We start from the raw sequence: 20,427 nt of genomic DNA, 5'->3' as shown, positions 1-20,427 counted from the left end.
TTTTTTATTCACCCCATAGAGTTTTTTCCATAAGTCTGCGTTATACTCACGTAAAAGACAAAGTCAGAAATAGACAGAAACAAGCAGCATACCCGTAGCTATTGCTACCCCTGTAGCCACCAATCCAGGCATCATGAACGAGTGGTTCAATACATACTTTCCAATGCCGGTAGTACCGGTTCGGTCAAAGTTGATAGCAGCCACCACAGTAGGATAATTCGGTATGAAGAAATATCCGTTTACTGCAGGAAACAGTGCAATAAGCAGATACGGCGAAATACCCAATGCCAGTCCTAACGGAACAATGGCACGCACAGTAGCTGCCTGACTGTAAAGAAGAATAGACATGACAAACAAAGCCAGTCCAAATAACCATGGCATACTCTGCACAATACTTTCAATAGAACCTGTAAGCTGCCCGATGTTACCTTTAATAAAAGTATCTCCCATCCATGCAATACCGAATATAGCAATCACAGCCTGCATACCGGCAGGAAACACACTACCACTCACAGCCTTTATACCATCAATACGCAGAACCAGTAGAATCAGTGCAGCAGCACTCAGCATCAGTATTTCGATAATAGCCGGCATATCCATTGATACAGCCTTTCCTTCTACCATGAACGTAGGGCGCATCTCACTGATAGAGCCGAAAAGCACAATCAGCAACGTAGCCAACAAGAATATGATAACAGACCATTTAGCCTTGTTCACATTAGCCACATCAGCAGTCTTAACACTTTCATCACTGATAAGCCCCTCTTTCACTCTGCGCAGGTATTCAGGATCATCCAGCAGTTCCTTACCTACTTTCATAGAGCAGAACGCCCCTACCAGCACACCAACAAGAGTAGCCGGCACAGTAATTATCATAATATCAAAAAGTGTCACACCATGCAGAAGCCCCAACAGGGCCACGGTAGCCGCCGAAATAGGACTGGCAGTAATGGCCTGCTGCGAAGCTATGACAGCGATACCCAACGGACGTTCCGGACGAATCTTGGTTTCACGCGCCACTTCTGCTATCACAGGAAGAACAGAATAAGCCACATGCCCTGTCCCCGCAATGAAAGTAAAGAGATACGTAACAATCGGACTCAGAATAGTTACGTGTGAAGGATTCTTACGCAAAACCTTTTCGGCCAGCTTCACCATATAGTCCAACCCACCGGCAGCCTGCATACAAGAAGCAGCCGAAATAACCGCTACAATCATCAGCATTACGTCAATAGGAGGAGCCGTAGGCTGAAGGCCAAACACGAATATCAAAAAGGCCAGACCTACACCACCCATCACTCCCAAGCCTATACCTCCCAGCCTGGCTCCGATAATTATTGCGATCAAAACAATCAATAACTGTAATAACATATAAGCTTATTTAATCAAGTTTAGCAAGTGAAAAATAGTAAACAAGGTATTTTAATCCATCGATTATGACAGTGCCAAAAATAGACAAAGAATTCCGTTTATGCAATATGTCTGATACCATTACCATGAAAAATAATTTTTTTCTTCACCGGATAGGGGTTTTTCCATTTACCTGCGTTATACCAGTGAAAGAAACAAAGAAATGAAGAAAAATTAAATACTAACTTAACTAAACTATTTGAATTATGAAACTGAAATTTTTAGCATTGTCTTTATTAATGGTAGCAGGTGTAAATATGGTAAACGCACAGAACTCTACAAATGATTTCGTATCCGAAGACAGAAAGCATGATATCCGCCTGTCAGTAAGCGACGGACTCACACAAGGAACATCAGACATCTTGGGAATGGGTATCGCTGATGCCGTATTAGGTACAAAACGTTCAGACAGTAAAACAAGCCTCACATACGGTTTTGGCTACCGTTACAGCATCAACCGATTCAGATTGGGTGCCGACCTCGGATTCGGAATGACAACAAGCAAACTCGCATTGGCAGGTGAAAAGTCACCTTCGATAAAAGAGAAAGATTTGCGTTTCCTGGTTCTCCCTACCGCTGAGTTTGTTTACTTCAAGCGCAGACTCGTTGAACTCTACGGTTCAGCTGCAGCAGGCGTAAACATGTCAAGACATACAGAAACAGCCCTTGCCAAGGGTACAACAGCTGGCAAATCAACCTTCAACACCGACTTTGCATATCAGGTAAACCCTATCGCACTTAGAGTAGGTAACAACCGTGTAGGCGGTTTCGTAGAAGCAGGTCTTGGAACTAAAGGATTCGTAACTGCCGGTGTAAGCTTCAAATTCTAAACATACTAACATACCACTTCAATCATTTAAGATTAGTTTTTTCATACATTCTCTACTTTAAAATGAGCCGGTTGTTCGGATTTTCCGAATGACCGGCTTTGCTATTTAAACAGCATTTAAATAACATTTAAACATCGTTTAAACGCCGTTCGAAGAATAAATCTGAAACACCTTTTAATAGAGAAATCCCTCCTCCAATGCCATAATCTCTTTTATCTCCACTTTACTCTTTACACTATTCGTAATGTACCAACAAACAGAATTTTCATCTATCCCTTTACTCGTATCTATTATACAATTCCAGTATGATATACCATCCAATGGTTCGCTTGGGTCAAGGCAAAACAATTTCGTCAAATCATCATTCTCATCACATTCCACACCAATTACCAATACAGCATGATTCATTTGAGAATTAACAACGGTTATTATCACTGGATTATCCTCTTCTACATAATTAAAGATATGTTCCATAAAATTACTTTTCTTTCTATGGTACATAACATTCAAGTCCGGCAGAAACTTTCTGATTTCCTTTGCCATTGTAGACAAATAATATCCATCAATAATAAAACCTTGCTCTCTCAATAAATGATTTAGGAATTTATCTTTGTCCTCCTTGCCATTCTTTGCAGATGAATCATAAACATCAATATCACTACCGTTTATATACCCCAAGCATAACAAAGACATAATAACGCTATACACTACACACGCGCCATCAATATCACCCTGTCTTTTATGTAACTCCGTCAAATGATTTGACAAATCCTTTACTCTTAATCCAAATCTATCCAGACGGATTCTATTGTTTATATAAATATCTGTCATATTATTTTTTTATAGTTTATCATTTCAATTCATATATATCAGCCCTATCTGCATATGTAAATATTATAAGCAATACAACTTATAATAACCGATTATAAGGTATAGAACTTATATGTTCGTTAAGCACCTATCAGCCAATATGCAAACACTTTGCAATAGTCATTAAAAACATTTGCAAAATGTATTCATTCATACTTTTATATTTTTCAATATCTTAAAAATTAAAAGAGGTTTGCCATATAGACAGAATTAATAAGTTCCTTTTACAGTGCACCCCCATTTTTTATTTAAAAAATCCTGCTTCTTTTAATTCATGATTTATCTTTATCTATAAAATAGTAATAATCAAAGCCTTCTTGTTCTATAGAAAGAATACGTTCCTCAGCCCCTTGATACAAATTAATTTCATCACAGTTTATAGCATCATCGTCAAACAAATCCAATAACAATTCCGATGTCGAATTTGTTTCTTCATATCTTGAACCACTGCCGGCAAATCCATCAAAATAAATCAGTTTCCAATTATACCTATAGCGATTATTGTTCATTATTGTCAAATATGCATTAACATATTTAGCAAATGTATCAAGTTTATCTTCAGTCCATTGTCCGCCCCATCTTGACAAAGGCTCAGAAATCTGATCTATAATATTTTCGTTATCTGTACTATATTCTTTCATTATAAAAGCATTTCTCAAATTATTAATAAAGTTTCAACTTTTAACAAAATAATTATTCACAAATATACTATAAAAGTTATGAGGAATCAATCATAATATATTTTTATGTATTAATTATATTCCATTTTACTTTATATCCAAACTGTAAAGATATTTATTTTACAAACCATTTTAACATACAACATTATCATTACATCCAATAAAAAATAAACTTTAAATATCACATAAAACACTCTATATATCTTGCCAGAGTATTTCTATCGACCTTACATATATCTGCTATTTTTCGTTTTGAGACATGAGCTGCCAATAATTCACGAATAAGATTGTGTTTTGTAAAAAGTTTATACTTTTCCGGCTGAGTTTTCCTACCTTTAGGCCTTCCCAAAACAACACCTTCCGACCTTTTTCTTGCTAATGCTTCTTTTGTTCTTTGACTTATCAAATTTCTTTCAATTTCCGCAGACAAGCCAAAAGCAAATGCAAGAACTTTACTTTGAATATCATCCCCTAATCTATAATTATCTTTAATAGTCCATACCCTACATTCTTTAGTCATACAAATATTTAAAATTTCCATTATCATAAACAGGTTTCTACCTAAACGAGAAAGCTCTGCACATATAATCAAATCATTCTTTTGTATTCTCTTTAGTAATCGTCCAAGTTCTCTTTTATTATAGTTCTTTGTACCACTGATTGTTTCCTCAATCCATCCATCAATTTCCAGATTTGATTTCTTACAGAAATTATTAATTTCAAATCTTTGATTCTCTACTGTCTGCTTGTCACTACTTACTCTAATGTATCCGTATATCATATCTCTAATTATTAATTATAAACTTTATCATATAAAAATACATCAAATAATATTATATGATTTATTATACCATATTATACGAGCGTTTTTGTTCAGCAGAATTGCGTGGAATGTATCTTCAGTAACTCCAATTCATGGGTCATATTGTCACCAATAGAACTAAGTATAAAACGGAAAATTGAGACGGTGGGTACACCTCTTAAAGACTGGAATATTCAAATCAATTATGGTATTAAAACTGGATTTAATGATGCGTTTATCATTAGTGCTGAAAAGAGGAACGAAATTCTTGCCAACTGCCAAACTGAAGAGGAACGCAGTCGTACGGCTGAACTTATACGACCGATTTTGCGTGGTAGGGATATAAAACGCTATTCATACGAATGGGTAGGATTGTATATTATATATATCCCTTGGCATTTCCCTCTTCAATTTGACACTACAATAACTGGTGCTTCAGAGAAAGCAGAAGAAGCATTCAAGGAACAATATCCTGCAGTTTATACACACATGCTTCAATACAAAGAACCTTTATCCAAACGTAATAAAGCAGAAACGGGTATTCGTTACGAATGGTATGCTATGCAAAGATGGGGTGCAAACTATTGGGAGGATTTCTTGAAACCAAAAATTATTTATCCAAACATGACAAAGTATATGCCGTTTGTATATGACAACAAAGCCTATTATACTAATCAAAAGTGTTTTATTATCACAGGTCAAAGTCTAGCATATCTTACAGCTTTTTTCAACTCTTCATTATTTAAATTCTGCTTCCGTGAATCATTCCCAGAATTACAAGGTGGAACTCGTGAAATGAGTAAGATCTTTTTTGACAGAATTCCTGTTCTGCAGGTTAATGATGAAGATAATGAAAAATTTGTAGAGCTTGTTTATGATATTCAAAGGGAGTACTCAAAAGAAAAAGCCATCCAAATAGATGAACGGCTTTTTAACTTATATAACCTCACTACTGAAGAACGAGAAGCGATTGGCTTTGTGGATATTATATAATTTCATCTTGTATTTCTAATATTTCATCTTTTGTAAAAGAATAAGCAGAATTTATAATATCCTCTAATTTATCAGCAAGACTACTATTATATTGTATCGAAAGTTCTTTGGCAATATCCTCAATATTCTTATTATATGGTAAACAGGGGAAATTGCCAAAGAATGTATGTTTCATTCTTATACCATGTTCTCCTAAGATTCCTCCTCCATAATACTTTTTTACCGCATAAAAGAAAATCTTACTATTAAGGATTCCAAGAATAAAAGGTAAATGTTCACCTACGATAATTCTTCCAGTATCATTGCACATATAATTAGTGTGTTCATCATAAAAGAATTGACTACTCTGTACTATCTCTTGAAATATAATTTTGGGCTTAAAAAAATCCTCCATATAAGCGCAGTTACGCAGATTATAGGGAGTATCACCTTTGTCAGTACGTTTGGAAATTTTGTCCCAATATTGGTCTAAATGTGCCTTTATAGCTGGATATTCATTAACATCAACTCGTGTCAATTTCCCTTTGATGCCGTTATGGGTATTGATAATCCATAAATCTGCCCAATCGTAACCATATCGTTTGATATCACGTCCTCTTAAAATCGGTCGTATAAGTTCAGCAGTACGAGTTCGTTCGTCTTCTGTCTGACAATTATCTAATATTTCATTTCGTTTTTCTGTAGAAATAATAAAAGCGTCATTATAACCGGTAAGAATTCCACGATATATATTAATGTCCCAGTCTTTTAGTGGTGTACCTATAGCCTCAATCTTACGCTTGATACTTTGTTCTATAGGAGATAAAATCACCCATGAGTCTAAACTGTTAAAATTGTATTCAGAAGCATTCTGCTGAACAAAAACGCTCAAATTATTTATACTATTTTTAGATAACTTATTAGCTAAAACACCAATAGTTTTACCCTCATTCTTTTCCTTTGAAAACAACAATATATTTGTATCAACAGTAGCACTTTCAAAGATTTTTACTCCGGCAAAATCTATTAATACTTTTGGATTTGTTTTCTCTGCAAAAAACTTTCTCGTTTTCTCTCCGTATGCAGCTCTCATCCATTTGTTTGATGTAATATAACACAAATGTCCTTTACAGACCAAAAGTTGGTATCCTCTTTCATAAAAAAGTGAATAAATATCACCTGTTCTAACAAATGTTTCATAATTCAGTTTTTCATACATTGTTCCAAGAGCTCCATCATTTGCCTGTAATTGAACATACGGCGGATTACCAATTACAATATCAAACCCATCCTTCACCCCAAACATCCATTCAGGATCAAAGAAAGGCGATGATGAATTCTGGTCGAACATATCCCATGAAGCCAATTCTCTTGCCTCATCATTTCCAACAGCCCCATTTTCTTTTAACAGAGTGGCTATTTCAAGACGTAAATCATTTACTATCTGGCGATATTTACGCTTGGTACGGACTGTCTTTGCTCCAAATATCTTATGTTTGGCAATCTTCAATTCATTCTCCTTTGCTTTTATAGCTTCACTATCAAACAGAGAAGCATCCTTTTTCTGCAATCCAATAAGAGTATTGGCCGCTACAAATTTCGCTTCAAGATTCGGAAGCGGACGTATGCCAAAATTATCTGTAGGGTCTGTATTAGTATTCTGGTCAACTACCAACGATATAAAGAAACGTAACTTACTTATCTGTATAGCTATAGGCTGGATATCAACTCCGTATATACAGTTTTCTATCAGATATAGTTTTCGGGCATAATCAGGACGGTTTATGCTTTCGTCAAAACTACGTTCAATATCTTTTACCAACTCTTTACGTTCTTCATCGGAAGAATTACGATATGCATCAGAAGTATCACTGATAGCTCTCTGATACATCATTTCCCTCCACATTTCATTATTCGAGTCTATGCGGTTAAGAATATGTACCATCTGTTGCAGTATTCCCATTGGGAAAGCACCGGAACCACATGCAGGGTCAAGTATCTTACAGTTATACAATGACTGCATAATGTTTTTACGCTGTTCGGAAGAAAGTTCCACTTCATCATCAGAATATTGCATTAACTGACGGTACTGAGGTTCAAGTTCTTCACCTACAGTACGTTTAAGGTGTGCTATAAGACTTTCATCCACCATGTATTGCACTATCTCGCGTGGAGTATAGAATGAGCCTGTCTGCTTACGTGCCGTGGTCTGTGTTTCAGGATTGAATGATGCAAGAAGATTCTCGAATACTTTTCCAAGCAATTCAGGGTCAAGCGAAACTTCCTTATCGAAAGGTGTATTTTCTTCTACAGTGAAGTTATAACGCTTCAATATATCTATGATACCACGGGCAGAAACTTTCTTCTTTTTCTTATCACCATACCATTCTGAAAGGTCTATGTTTTTACCAGCTTCTTCACCGAAGAAAAGGAAATCAGGAACTACAAGCGATTTTCTGACTGTCTCACGGTCGCTAAAGCCATCGTAATACATACCGTTATCCTTATCATCAAGACAGTCAAACAGACCGCCATTCAAGAACGGGACAGTTGTGTTAGCCAAGTCAACAAACAGCTGTGGATTCTGAAAATAATATTCATAGCGCATCAATTTGTTATTGTCATAGTCACCCTGTCCTTTTCTGAAATGGCGTTCAGACATTTCTTTACTTCCTTCTGCCGTTATAGGACTGTTGAGCATAGCAAAAAACAAATTCTGAAGTATGGCCTTATAATATTTACTTTCCAATGACTTCTGCATAAACAGCCCTGTCTGCCTGTTTGGAGCGAAATCATTCAGTAGATTATCAGCAATATATTTTTCATCAAAAAATTCATTCGGGATAAGGTTACGCTGCTTTAAGAACCACACGAATATAAGACGTGTAATAAGACGAATTGCACCCTCATTATTGAACTTGGCATCATCTTCCTTATCGTTGATATCATTCGGGAAACGTATAATCTTGATAGCCCAAGCGTACCAGTCGCTAAGTTCCTGATAGAACTCTTTAGTCAGAACTTCCACAGAAAAACGGCTTAACAAGTCTTCCTTGCTTACCACTCTGCCTTTTTCATTCAGATATTTGTTTGGCGTATAATAGGCTATTCCTTCACCTAAGAAATAACTGTATCTGCGTGGGTTACTGTAATTGTATGATACTTTGGAAGAATCTTCCTTAATATCAAGCGTTATCTCTATAAATGAAAAACGATAATTGGCATTACTGTCTTCCGGTACGAATACTACCAATGCCCTGTCTTTCGATTCATCTGCAAGCATTCTGAAAGCCTCTTTGGAAAGTGAAACACGCGCATCATTTTTTGAACTGTGCTTTACTTCATATACTACCAAATCAAGTGATTCACATGTACCTAATTTCACTGCCTCAGTGGAATATTTCATCTGGGTTCTGAATAATACTTCTTCCTCAGATGGGATATAATCATTAGGCAAAAAACTGTTCTGCAAAAACTTTACAAAATCCTGTCGGTTATATGCTTTGTTAAATTCCATACTACTAAATTATTTTCTTTTTAATTCTAAGGTTATTCCCCTTTTAAACGTTTAATCTCTCTATCAAAGTCTGAAACATACTCAATGTCCTGTCTCTTACGGAATATTTCATATTCACGTTCAGCTTTTAGTTTCGCCTCCAAGGCTGAAATACTTCCTGGACCTTCAAGCAACGGACGACCTGCTACTGTAAGGAATCCGTCAAGTATTTTGCTCCATTCCTTCATCGTTGTAGGGATTTCCTGTTCTGCACGGTCTTCTGCCAAATCAAGATAGGCAGATACAAGTCTGTTTATGGCTTTAAGGTGTTTCTCGTCCAGATAATTCTTGGCTATACTTACATCTGACTTCATTATCTTTCCATCAGGCGCATGTCGCCATGTAGTAAGTCCCATGTGTGGTTTTTCCGCATCAGCGTTATGGTATATGATTTCGGCTGCTGTCTTTCCGGAAATAGCCCAATGAAGTTTGTTCTGCACAGTTGCAAAAAACTGTTTTGTTTCAGGAGCGTCTTTATCATAGTCTATGGACAAAGCATATATATCCGTTATTTTCTGATAGAAACGACGTTCGCTTGCACGGATTTCACGGATATCCTCAAGCAATTCCTTAAAATAATCATGACCGAACTGAGTGCCTTGTTTCAGTCTGTCCTTATCCAATACATATCCTTTAGTGATAAACTCATTAAGCGTCCTTGTCGCCCACTGTCTGAATTGTACCGCCTCAGCTGAGTTGACTTTATATCCTACTGCAATTATTGCATCAAGATGATAGAAAGTTACTTCACGTTCAACTTCTCTTTTACCTTCTTTTTGAACTATTCGAATTTTTCGAATAGTTCGATCCTCCTGTATTTCAGCACTATTATATAATTCTTTCAGATGATAATTTATAGTATTGACATTAACGCCAAATAACTCCGCCATTCTTTTTTGAGTAAGCCAGAATGTTCCATCCTCATACTGCACCTGAATACTTACATCACCGTTATTGCTTGTATATAAAATTATATTGCTTTCCATCAGTAGTCTTTTATTGAAGTTCTTCACTTAAAATCAATGTTTCATCACCATCACCCACCCTGTTCTGGGTATTGATTATACGTTCTATATAATCTATCGGGATTTTCTTTAGGAGTTTTTCGGCATCCTTTACTACAAGCTGGTTGATGAATCTTATTTCATATCCGGACAAAGCGTCGGCTTTTACCACCTGCATCAAATCTTCAAGATAGTCTTTCGGTAATGCCTGTCTGTTCATCAATACCTTTATTTTCGCCTGCGCGTTTATCTGGTCTTTCTCGTTTCTGTCTTTTACATCACTACTAAACAGTGATGATTTGACTCTCTGATAAACGTAATCGAAATCCTTGCTCAAAGCAACAGGCTCCTCATTTATATCTGCCTCAAACAGTGATAAGGCTTCTTCTGCCGAAATCATTAGCGGAGGATTTACTGTATCGCCAATCTTGAAAACGAAATCATCGCCTTTTCTGCCAAACATCAATACTCCTTTCTTCGTTTTTTCTATATTTCTTGCAGTACGGGCACGATGTGGCATATCCATTGCAGCATCGTAATCTTTGGTTCCTTTCATAGAGTTTATCAGTTTCCTGTAAGGCGTGTCCCATGAGGCTTCTTCACTTCGGGCAAACTCTTTGCGGTAGCGTTCCTTGAAGAATGCCTTTACTTCTTCTTCCTTTGTCAGGGCTTTGGTATCTTCACCCATTATGGCATGTATCATTGCCATTTTAAGGGTTGATATTTCCTTGGTTCTTGTCTCGGCTTCGCCCACATCTGTAGGGAAATAATTATAGATGTAGAGTTCATCAAAGACTTTCTTGTTTATACGGTTTATACGCCCTATTCGCTGTATGACGCGGGTTGGGTTATATGGTATGTCGTAATTGAATATCGCTCCTGCACGGTGAAGGTTGTAACCTTCGGATATGGCATCTGTGGCAACAAGGATATGATAGTCATTCTGCTGTAACGGTTGTTTAAGTCCGGCATCGAAATTTGCCCTGATAATGTCTTTATTGGCTGGAGTAGCGTCTGCCGAAGTATATTTCATTACAGGCAATCCTGCTTTTGCAAGTGCCTCACCAAGATAGTTGACAGTATCGGCATACTCTGAAAATACTATCAGCTTTCTGTCCGGTTCTTTTTCCATCTTCTCACATATGATGTTTACAAAAGAATCCAGTTTGGGGTCGAACTTGATAATATTTTCTTTTCCGAACCACTCCTCACGGAGATTCTGTAGCAGACGAATATCTGCCTCAACATCAGAGACGAACTCGTTTTTAACATATTTCATGTCTATCTCGAAGAATCCTCTCGATTCGTATTTTTCAAAGAGTTCTTCTATTTCACCCATTCCGTCCTCGCTTGAATCATAAAAGGCTTCCACATCAGGAAGATTTCCTTTCTTGAATACAGGAATCTTGTTTCTCTTTCCAATCCATCGCAAGAGATGCTCGGATGACTTTATCATATAGTCGAGTGAAGCACGGAATGCAGCTACAGAACTTTCAAAACGTGCCACAAGCAAACGGCGCATGAATTTTGCGATATTAACCTGTCGTCCTAACAAAAGATTAAGTTTTACTCCTGTCTTTTCTTCAAGTTCATTGGCTAATTTATCCTGCAAATCTTCATGTATATACGATACAGGAGAATAACGTGCTGCCTTGAAATGGTATGTGGCGTTGTCTGTTTCTTCCAAAGGGCTGATTCGTTCAAGAGTAGAACGATATAGTCCTTCCAAACCGCTCAAATCGTATTCCAATTCTTCCGGGTCATTTGGAAGTACAAGCTGTATATTCTGCTGTTTCAGGTCATCGGCATATTCCGGAATATCCTGTAAGTCAAGTCTGGAACGACGCACTACCAAAGGGCTGATAATGGAACGTATCTTCTTTGCAATACTGTTTACCTCAGCTTTTACTTCGCTCTCTGATGCTTTTCCGGCCCTTTGGTCATCACGTAATGTCTTATATTTATCTATCAGGTCCTTGAATGATGCCCCTAAATTTTCTACTGTTTTAAGGGTTGATTTTGTAGGTATCTGAAACAGTTTTATCAGCGCGTAAATATCGGCAGGCTGGTTATTAAACGGTGTGGCTGTCAATAGCAAAACCTTGTTGCCTGAACAGAGGTTATGCAACATGGCATAATCCTGAGTGTATTCATTGCGGAAACGGTGAGCCTCGTCAATAATTATAAGGAACTGTTCATCAACCTTTACAAGTTCCTGATAATGCAACAGGGCATCTTCTATTTTTCCGGCACTGAATACCGTTGCAGTGAATCCGAATTCATCCCTATACCCTTCCCATTGTTTGTAAAGGTGTGGCGGACAAATTACTATCGTCCTTAATCTCAGATTACGGGCTATGGTAGAAGCAATGACACTCTTTCCCAAGCCTACTACATCTGCCACTATCGCACCGTTATGATTGTTCAAAGCATTAAGAGCCATCTGGACGGCATCTGTCTGATACTTAAGATTTGAGTATTTGCCTTCTGTTATGTCATGCGGTGTAAGGATATTTTTATTTGTGGGTATATTGAAGTATTCCTTCAACACTCTGACGTACATCAGATATGGGGAATATATCTTTTCATACCACGTGTGAGCCATAACCTTGTTGTTCCATTCATCAAGATTGTCTTTACTTGCAATAACTACAGAACTGTCCCAAAGTTCGTCAAACAGCCTTTTACCTTCCTCATAATCCTGTTTGTCATTGAAACGTGCATTGAGTTCCAGACGTCCTTTCAATCCCTGATAAGAAAGATTACTTGAACCTGTAATAAGAACTCCCGGCAGTTCTCCACTTTCGTTCATCATATCATTGTATGCGAACAAATACATCTTAGAATGGCAAGGGTCGAGTGTTTTGCGGATTTCCAATGTTCCATCAAGTATCTTTTTATAAAACATACCGAACTGTTCCAACTTCTCAGCCGAATCAAGGAAATCAGAATTATTGAACAGATTTATGAATTGTTTGTAATAATCCTCTTTTACGATATTGCGGGAAATAAAACCTTTTCTGACATTTTCCACCTCGCTTATACGCTTTGATATATGCAAGTCAATATCCAGTCCAACCAAAATCCTAATCTGCTTATCCTTCAGTTTTTCAGACAATTGCACATAACCGGAATAATAGAAATATCCAACTAATATATCTACTGCGTCAGTCTTTGGTAATATACCGTTTATAATATCTGATAAGAATTTATCTCTGTTCGTTATAAAGTTACTGCTCATTTTCTTGTGATTTTACACTTCACTTAATCGCAAAGATAATAAAAATTCCTTAATAAAGATATCTATTATTATGTTATAAAAAGAATAGAGAATTCATCTTTTAATAAATAAAAATCGAGTTGTCCAGTAATTCCAAACAACTCGCTACATTAAGTTTGAACTATCCGGATTTTCAGGATAGTTCATATTTTATTATTTCAGCAAACACTCACTAAACAGTCAACAAACACAGTATAAACATTACTTTTTGTCACAAATCCACAATCATCTCTTACTCCACAAATCAAAATAATCATCATTCCGGAAAGAAAAGTTAAACCCACAAACACATATACCCAACAAATCATCAACTAAAACCAACGACATTCTTAAACACCCAAAATAAATTAACACTAACTCGCCAAAAAAGTCAAGAGAAAACGACAAGGAATTTCAACCAAAACGCTTTGACATCTTAATTTAAATGACAAAGCATTTTCAGAAGGCTTGCAAAACATTTGAAAATTCATTGCAAAACAGGAAATTTTATTCTATTTCACCAACAAGAGAAAGGTTGTACAAAACATCATAATAATAGATAAATACATCATTTAGAAAAACTTATTCTCAAAATAGACCAACATCACTTACATATGCAAAGATTATAATCAAAACAAATGCCACTTTATTAATACACAAATCCTCATAGTTGCGATTTTCACCACCAGCCGCACCACTGCAGGCGAAACAGCCATTCTCGGAAGCCAATAATTACAATTTGTCAAAATGACAATTAACATACGGCAGAACACCAATTGACCATTATAGAATCATAATAAGACAGAAAATAAAAAAGTCCTTCAAATCTTCACAATCTAAAGGACTCCTTATTCGTTTTTTCCGGCCAATGGATTCCCCAATCCAAAAAACCGTCAGTGCACGTACACCCTCAGGGATTCGAACCCTGGACCCACTGATTAAGAGTCAGTTGCTCTACCAACTGAGCTAAGAGTGCATCATTTTCGATTGCGGGTGCAAATGTATGACTTTTATTTGAATTAACAAAACATTTCATGCACATTTTTATCCGCATTTTATCCTTTTTATTATCTATAAAGCCTGCTTGGACTATGCAAAACACACATTATCAGCAGATAAACCGATTTACGAATGGAAATGATGTTTTAACAAAAAAGTTATACATGATACGTGTCAGAACAGTTTCAGGAGCTCTTCAGTCAAGATTTGACGTACTTCATCCATAGAAACCTGCACCCCCGTTTCCTTCTCTATCGAGGTCACTCCTTTATTGGTAAAACCACACGGATTGATGTAATCGAAGTATCTCAGGTCGGTGTTTACATTAAGTGCCAGACCGTGCATGGTTACAAAATGGCTGCTCCTGACTCCCATTGCGCAAATCTTCCTCTCGCGCGAAGTACCTATATCTATCCATACCCCTGTAGCACCGTCTACCCTGCCGGACTTTATGCCGTAATGCGAACAGGTACGGATTACAACTTCCTCCAGTTGATGCAGATATCCTTTCAGACCTAATTTGAAATCCTCCAGGCAGAGTATGGGATAGCACACCTGCTGGCCGGGACCATGATACGTAATGTCGCCTCCACGGTCGATACGGAACACTTCGGCTCCTATGCGCGAAAGCATATCATCGCTTATCAGCATGTTTTCCTGCTTGCCGTGTTTGCCTATTGTATATACGTGCGGATGAGTACAGAAGATTATACGGTTTTCGTATGCTTGTCCCTCTCTGCGGGCTTTAATTATCGAATCAAACAATTCCGTCTGCCGTTCCCAGGCTTCGGAATAAGGGATGTGTTTCCAGTTTTCTATTTTCATGGTTATGGGTTTTATTTATAACAAAAATACAGGTTTTATCTTAATATTGCAAGATGTATGGCATAATGGGTGACACTGATACAGTAAAAAACTATTAAAATGCAATACTGCGTTTAACTCTTTCAAGAACTTTGTTTATATTTGTATTAAATAGAAATATCACAAAAACAGATTATGAAAAAAAGAACGATTCTTAATGCTGCCTTGGCTTGTGGAGCGGTTGCGTGCCTTTCGATACAGTCTTGTCAGAACACCGAAACTGCTAAGCCTGCAAAGGTGTCAAGCATACAGGCCGATACTTTGGTTGCCCTGAAAGACGGGGACAAGGCATCGCCGAAATGTAAAGTCTCTATAGATTATATGTATCTCGAAGCGGGGGACGAAAAAGATTCCATTTCAGCTATCATAAATTCCAGAATACAGAGTATTGCTTTTGGTGATTCATACGGAAAGATGAGCCCGAAAGAAGCTATCCCTGCAGTTGTGGGCAAATATACTAAGGACTACAGAGACAAACTTACTAAATTCTATGAGGCAGACATTCATAACGGAGTCAAGCCGGAGGATATCCCTGCATGGTATAACTATGAATATGAGATAACTTCGGAACTGTCGCTCAATAATGACAGCATCTGGAACTTCTCTGTTTCTACTTTCACAGATACGGGCGGAGCTCATCCTAACACTACAATAAAATGGGCTAACCTGCTGGCAAAATCGGGTAAGGTGCTCACCAAGAATGTAGTGTTCAGAAAAGATAAGGAAAAGGAAATCATCGATCTGATTTTGAAGCATCTGATTGACGAGGTTAACCAGAGACTGGAGACTGATACGATAACTTCGCTGGAGGGACTGAAACAGAACGGCGCACTGCTTGATGTGGAGCTTTATATCCCGGACAACTTCCTGCTGCTTGAAGACAGAGTTTCGTTCCTTTACAACAGATATGACATAGCTCCTTATTCTATGGGCGAATTCATAATCGACGTGCCTTACGCAGAAATTGAAACGATGTTGAACAGAGAATAGCTCTTAATTTTTTAATTCTTAATTATTAACTCAATAAATGGAGATTATACAGAAATATTTTCCGGAACTGACCGACACACAGAAGGAACAGTTCATGGCTTTATACGATTTATATACCGACTGGAACAGCAAGATTAACGTGATTTCCAGAAAAGACATTACAAACCTGTACGAACACCATGTACTTCACTCGCTGGGTATCGCCAAGGTGATTAATTTCCGACCGGGCACTGAGATTATGGACCTCGGAACGGGCGGCGGTTTCCCGGGAATTCCGTTGGCTATCATGTTTCCGGACACTCATTTCCATCTGGTGGACAGCATAGGTAAAAAGGTGAAAGTGGCTACTGAGATTGCTTCAGCCATAGGACTGAAGAATGTCACTACACGCCACTGCAGGGCTGAGGAGGAGAAACAGTTGTTCGACTTCGTTGTGAGCCGTGCCGTAATGCCACTTACTGATCTTCTGAAAATCATCAGAAAGAATATCAAGAAGGAGCAGAAAAACGCTTTGCCTAACGGACTTATCTGTCTGAAAGGCGGTGAGCTTCAGAACGAGGTTATGCCGGTGAAACACCAGACAGTGATGTATGATCTGAAAGATTATTTCGAAGAGGAATTTTTTGAAACCAAAAAAGTGGTTTACGTAACTATAAACAAATAATCTATGACTATAAAATGCTTTGAATTCAATATGTTTCCGGTAAACACGTATGTGCTTTCGGACGAGACTAACGAAGCGGTGATAATAGATGCCGGATGTTATTACGAGGACGAACAGGAGATGCTGAAGCAGTATATCGAAAGAAACGGACTCAGAGTGAAGCATCTGCTTAATACTCATCTACATCTGGATCATATATTCGGAAATGCTTTTGTAAGTAGGACGTATGACGTTATGCCGGAAGCTTCAGCTGACGATGAATTTCTGCTGCCTAAGACAAAAGATTATTGCCGCATGTTCGGAATAGCGATGAACGAGGATGTTCCTGCACTTGGAAAGCAGTTGGCTGACGGCGATGAGGTTCACTTCGGAAGCACAACGCTGAAAGTGATTCAGGCTCCGGGACATTCGCCTGGAAGCCTTGTCTATTATAACGAGAAGGATGGTTGTCTGTTCTGCGGTGATGTACTGTTCAGAGGAAGTATAGGAAGAACTGACCTTGACGGTGGCAACTACAAACAGTTGATAGACAGTATAAGCAACCGCCTGTTCACCCTGCCTGACGCAACAAAAGTATATACGGGACACAGCGAACCTACTACAATAGGAAACGAAAAGATGAATAATCCGTTTTTCAGATAAAAAAATCAAAACTTAAAACTAATATTACCATGAAAAGTTTCTCATTTGCCGACCGCCATATCGGTATTTCGGAACAGGACATTCCTGTTATGCTCAATAAAATCGGAGTAAAGTCTGTGGATGAACTTATAGAAAAGACCATCCCGTCTGAAATAAGACTTAAAGAGAGACTGCCACTTAAACCTGCCATGAGCGAATATGAGTTTGCCGACCATATAAACCGCATGGCAGCGAAAAACACAAGATTCAAATCGTATATCGGTCAGGGCTGGTATGACACTGCCACTCCTGCCGTGATACAGAGAAATGTATTCGAAAATCCTGTGTGGTACACTTCATACACTCCTTATCAGGCTGAAATTTCTCAGGGACGACTTGAGGCTCTTATCAACTTCCAGACAGCAGTGTGCGACCTTACGGCTATGCCGCTTGCCAACTGCTCTCTGCTTGACGAGGCTACTGCCGCTGCCGAGGCTGCCACTATGATGTTTGCGCTGAGAAGCCGCAAGCAGCAGAAGGAAGGGGCATGTACTCTGTTTGTGGATGAGGAAATTTTCCCACAGAACCTTGCCGTTATCATGACAAGGGCCATTCCTCAGGGTATGAACGTGAAGACCGGCTCATACAAGGATTTCGAATTTACTCCAGATGTGTTCGGCTGCATCGTGCAATATCCTAACAACAGCGGTAGCGCGGAAGACTACAGGGAGTTCACAGAAAAGGCTCATCAGGCTGAATGTAAGGTGGCTGTGGATGCGGACATCATGTCGTTGGCTCTGCTCGTTCCGCCGGGTGAATGGGGTGCCGACATCGTGTTCGGTAGCACTCAGAGACTAGGTATTCCTATGTTCTACGGAGGCCCGTCGGCTGCTTATTTTGCCACAAGGGACGAATATAAAAGAAATATGCCGGGACGTATCATAGGTCTGTCGAAAGACAAGTACGGACATCTGTGCTATCGTATGGCATTGCAGACACGCGAACAGCATATCAAACGCGAAAAGGCTACATCGAACATCTGTACAGCTCAGGCTTTGCTGGCTACAATGGCGGGATTCTATGCCGTATATCATGGCCAGGAAGGTATAAAGAATATTGCTTCGGGTATTCACAGCACTACGGTATGGCTTGCTAAACAGCTTTCAAAACTTGGTTATGTACAGAAGAATACCGTTTATTTCGACACTCTGAGACTGCAGATGCCTGATCATGTAAAGACTGACGAAATAAAGACGATATCTGTCGGCAAAGGTGTCAATCTGAGATATTTTGACAATGGTGATGTGGGACTGAGCGTAAACGAGACTACATCTGTAACCGAAGCAAATCTCCTGTTAAGTATTTTTACCATTGCCGCAGAAAAACCTTTCACCGAAACAGCTGAAATTCCTGAAGGATCGGTTATCAAGAAGGATATGAAACGTCAGAGCGGATATCTCACTCACGAGGTGTTCTGCAAATATCACACTGAGACTGAAATGATGAGGTATATCAAGCGTCTTGAGCGTAAGGATATTTCTCTGGCTCATTCCATGATTTCACTGGGTTCTTGTACAATGAAGCTGAATGCGGCTTCCGAAATGCTCCCTCTCAGCAATGCGGGCTGGATGAACATGCATCCTCTGGCTCCGGCTGACCAGGCTGAAGGTTATATGGAACTGATAACAAATCTGTCGGAACAGCTGGCTATTATCACTGGTATGGACGGGGTGACTCTGCAACCTAACTCAGGTGCTGCAGGCGAATATACAGGTCTGCGCGTCATTGCGGCTTATCTGAACAGCATAGGTCAGGGCGACAGGGATATCATTCTCATTCCTGCATCGGCTCACGGAACAAATCCTGCATCGGCTATTCAGGCCGGATTTACCACTGTGACTTGTGCATGCGACGAGCATGGCAATGTGGATGTGGAGGACCTGAAACGCAAGGCTGAGGAAAACAAGGATCATCTGGCTGCACTGATGATTACTTATCCTTCCACTCACGGAATCTTTGAGGCCGATATAGTGGAAATCTGCAATATCATACATAACTGCGGCGCACAGGTCTATATGGACGGTGCGAACATGAATGCTCAGGTGGGACTTACCAATCCTGGTACTATCGGTGCAGACGTATGTCATCTTAATCTGCACAAGACATTTGCCAGCCCTCATGGTGGTGGCGGTCCGGGTGTTGGTCCTGTATGCGTGAAATCGCATCTGGTTCCTTTCCTTCCGGGACATGCTTCAACCGGCAATGCTCTGAACGAGGTTTCGGCAGCTCCTTACGGCAGTGCCGGAATCCTGCCTATCACATACGCATATATCTGCATGATGGGTGCAGAAGGTCTGGAGAACGCGACTAAGGCTGCTATCCTCAATGCCAACTACCTGGCTGCATGCCTGAACGACACTTACGGAATAGTATATAGAGGAAAGAACGGATTTGTGGGACACGAAATGATACTTGACTGCAGAAGGCTACATGAGGAAAGCGGTATCGACGAAAACGATATCTCCAAACGTCTGATGGACTACGGTTATCATGCTCCTACCCTTTCATTCCCTGTTCACGGCACTCTGATGATTGAACCGACAGAAAGTGAAAGCCTTGCAGAGCTTGACAACTTCGTAGATACTATGCTGAGTATCTGGAATGAAATTGAGGAAGTGAAGAACGGAACCGCTTCTGCAGAAGACAATGTTCTGAAGAACGCGCCTCATCCGGAATATGAAGTGGTGGAAGGTGAATGGGATCATCCTTACACACGCGCAAAAGCTGTATATCCGCTGGAAAGCGTAAGACAGAACAAGTTCTGGATAAATGTGGCAAGAATAGACAATACACTGGGCGACCGCAAGCTGTTACCAACACGGTATGGGTCGTTTGAATGAATTAAT

Annotated in this window: 14 protein-coding genes and 1 tRNA gene; 6 read left to right on the top strand and 9 right to left on the bottom strand. The window is 39.1% G+C overall.

Annotation, left to right across the window (positions count from 1 at the left end):
- Positions 1-63: 63 nt before the first annotated feature.
- The gene (locus Q0486_RS06215; RefSeq protein ID WP_299231268.1) at positions 64-1,371 is read right to left on the bottom strand and encodes an anaerobic C4-dicarboxylate transporter; all 1,308 of its coding nucleotides are present in this window, start codon (positions 1,369-1,371) and stop codon (positions 64-66) included.
- A 245-nt stretch (positions 1,372-1,616) separates the two neighbouring features.
- On the opposite strand from Q0486_RS06215, the gene Q0486_RS06210 reads away from it, so the two are divergent.
- Entirely contained in the window at positions 1,617-2,240 is a 624-nt protein-coding gene (locus Q0486_RS06210; RefSeq protein WP_299231267.1) for a hypothetical protein, read from the top strand.
- A gap of 174 nt (positions 2,241-2,414) precedes the next feature.
- On the opposite strand, the gene Q0486_RS06205 is transcribed toward Q0486_RS06210, so the two are convergent.
- The 3 genes from Q0486_RS06205 to Q0486_RS06195 form a co-directional block, all read right to left on the bottom strand.
- On the bottom strand, positions 2,415-3,071 hold the full coding sequence (locus tag Q0486_RS06205; protein ID WP_299231265.1) for a hypothetical protein: 657 nt from the start codon (positions 3,069-3,071) through the stop codon (positions 2,415-2,417).
- Between the two features lie 311 nt (positions 3,072-3,382).
- Entirely contained in the window at positions 3,383-3,751 is a 369-nt protein-coding gene (locus Q0486_RS06200; protein ID WP_299231263.1) for a hypothetical protein, read from the bottom strand.
- Between the two features lie 220 nt (positions 3,752-3,971).
- Positions 3,972-4,571: a master DNA invertase Mpi family serine-type recombinase gene (locus Q0486_RS06195; protein ID WP_299231261.1), complete on the bottom strand. Its 600-nt coding sequence runs from the start codon at positions 4,569-4,571 to the stop codon at positions 3,972-3,974.
- Between the two features lie 186 nt (positions 4,572-4,757).
- On the opposite strand from Q0486_RS06195, the gene Q0486_RS06190 reads away from it, so the two are divergent.
- Positions 4,758-5,585, top strand: coding sequence for a TaqI-like C-terminal specificity domain-containing protein (locus tag Q0486_RS06190; protein ID WP_299231259.1), 828 nt, complete (start codon positions 4,758-4,760; stop codon positions 5,583-5,585).
- Here Q0486_RS06190 and Q0486_RS06185 read toward each other — a convergent pair.
- From Q0486_RS06185 to lipB, 5 genes are all read right to left on the bottom strand, one after another.
- Positions 5,578-9,081, bottom strand: a complete 3,504-nt coding sequence (locus Q0486_RS06185) for an Eco57I restriction-modification methylase domain-containing protein (protein ID WP_299231257.1) — start codon at positions 9,079-9,081, stop codon at positions 5,578-5,580. The genes Q0486_RS06190 and Q0486_RS06185 overlap by 8 nt on opposite strands.
- Positions 9,082-9,113: 32 nt before the next feature.
- Complete coding sequence (locus Q0486_RS06180; protein WP_299231255.1) at positions 9,114-10,106, bottom strand: virulence RhuM family protein; 993 nt, start codon at positions 10,104-10,106, stop codon at positions 9,114-9,116.
- Between the two features lie 10 nt (positions 10,107-10,116).
- Positions 10,117-13,365, bottom strand: a complete 3,249-nt coding sequence (locus Q0486_RS06175) for a helicase-related protein (RefSeq protein WP_299231253.1) — start codon at positions 13,363-13,365, stop codon at positions 10,117-10,119.
- 921 nt (positions 13,366-14,286) lie between these two features.
- A tRNA-Lys gene (locus Q0486_RS06170) sits at positions 14,287-14,359 on the bottom strand.
- A gap of 197 nt (positions 14,360-14,556) precedes the next feature.
- The gene (gene lipB, locus Q0486_RS06165; RefSeq protein ID WP_299231251.1) at positions 14,557-15,207 is read right to left on the bottom strand and encodes a lipoyl(octanoyl) transferase LipB; all 651 of its coding nucleotides are present in this window, start codon (positions 15,205-15,207) and stop codon (positions 14,557-14,559) included.
- A 174-nt stretch (positions 15,208-15,381) separates the two neighbouring features.
- On the opposite strand from lipB, the gene Q0486_RS06160 reads away from it, so the two are divergent.
- Genes Q0486_RS06160 through gcvP form a run of 4 tightly spaced genes read left to right on the top strand, consistent with a single transcriptional unit; the run spans position 15,382 to position 20,421 of the window.
- On the top strand, positions 15,382-16,236 hold the full coding sequence (locus Q0486_RS06160; protein WP_299231249.1) for a DUF3298 and DUF4163 domain-containing protein: 855 nt from the start codon (positions 15,382-15,384) through the stop codon (positions 16,234-16,236).
- Positions 16,237-16,273: 37 nt separating this feature from the next.
- Entirely contained in the window at positions 16,274-16,900 is a 627-nt protein-coding gene (rsmG, locus tag Q0486_RS06155; protein ID WP_299231247.1) for a 16S rRNA (guanine(527)-N(7))-methyltransferase RsmG, read from the top strand.
- A 3-nt stretch (positions 16,901-16,903) separates the two neighbouring features.
- On the top strand, positions 16,904-17,542 hold the full coding sequence (locus Q0486_RS06150; protein WP_299231245.1) for an MBL fold metallo-hydrolase: 639 nt from the start codon (positions 16,904-16,906) through the stop codon (positions 17,540-17,542).
- A 29-nt stretch (positions 17,543-17,571) separates the two neighbouring features.
- Positions 17,572-20,421, top strand: coding sequence for an aminomethyl-transferring glycine dehydrogenase (gcvP, locus tag Q0486_RS06145; RefSeq protein WP_299231243.1), 2,850 nt, complete (start codon positions 17,572-17,574; stop codon positions 20,419-20,421).
- Positions 20,422-20,427 lie beyond the last annotated feature (6 nt).

This window comes from uncultured Bacteroides sp., assembly GCF_937912035.1.
In the GTDB taxonomy this organism is placed as follows: domain Bacteria; phylum Bacteroidota; class Bacteroidia; order Bacteroidales; family Bacteroidaceae; genus Phocaeicola.
This window is presented reverse-complemented; position numbering and strand designations above follow the sequence as displayed.

Bases quoted from the DNA above. Each gene is read 5' to 3' on its own strand.
- Q0486_RS06175 (WP_299231253.1), bottom strand. From the start codon at position 13,365: ATGAGCAGTAACTTTATAACGAACAGAGATAAATTCTTATCAGATATT.
- lipB (WP_299231251.1), bottom strand. From the start codon at position 15,207: ATGAAAATAGAAAACTGGAAACACATCCCTTATTCCGAAGCCTGGGAA.
- Q0486_RS06215 (WP_299231268.1), bottom strand. From the start codon at position 1,371: ATGTTATTACAGTTATTGATTGTTTTGATCGCAATAATTATCGGAGCC.
- Q0486_RS06200 (WP_299231263.1), bottom strand. From the start codon at position 3,751: ATGAAAGAATATAGTACAGATAACGAAAATATTATAGATCAGATTTCT.
- Q0486_RS06205 (WP_299231265.1), bottom strand. From the start codon at position 3,071: ATGACAGATATTTATATAAACAATAGAATCCGTCTGGATAGATTTGGA.
- Q0486_RS06195 (WP_299231261.1), bottom strand. From the start codon at position 4,571: ATGATATACGGATACATTAGAGTAAGTAGTGACAAGCAGACAGTAGAG.
- rsmG (WP_299231247.1), top strand. From the start codon at position 16,274: ATGGAGATTATACAGAAATATTTTCCGGAACTGACCGACACACAGAAG.
- Q0486_RS06150 (WP_299231245.1), top strand. From the start codon at position 16,904: ATGACTATAAAATGCTTTGAATTCAATATGTTTCCGGTAAACACGTAT.
- Q0486_RS06160 (WP_299231249.1), top strand. From the start codon at position 15,382: ATGAAAAAAAGAACGATTCTTAATGCTGCCTTGGCTTGTGGAGCGGTT.
- Q0486_RS06180 (WP_299231255.1), bottom strand. From the start codon at position 10,106: ATGGAAAGCAATATAATTTTATATACAAGCAATAACGGTGATGTAAGT.
- gcvP (WP_299231243.1), top strand. From the start codon at position 17,572: ATGAAAAGTTTCTCATTTGCCGACCGCCATATCGGTATTTCGGAACAG.
- Q0486_RS06185 (WP_299231257.1), bottom strand. From the start codon at position 9,081: ATGGAATTTAACAAAGCATATAACCGACAGGATTTTGTAAAGTTTTTG.
- Q0486_RS06210 (WP_299231267.1), top strand. From the start codon at position 1,617: ATGAAACTGAAATTTTTAGCATTGTCTTTATTAATGGTAGCAGGTGTA.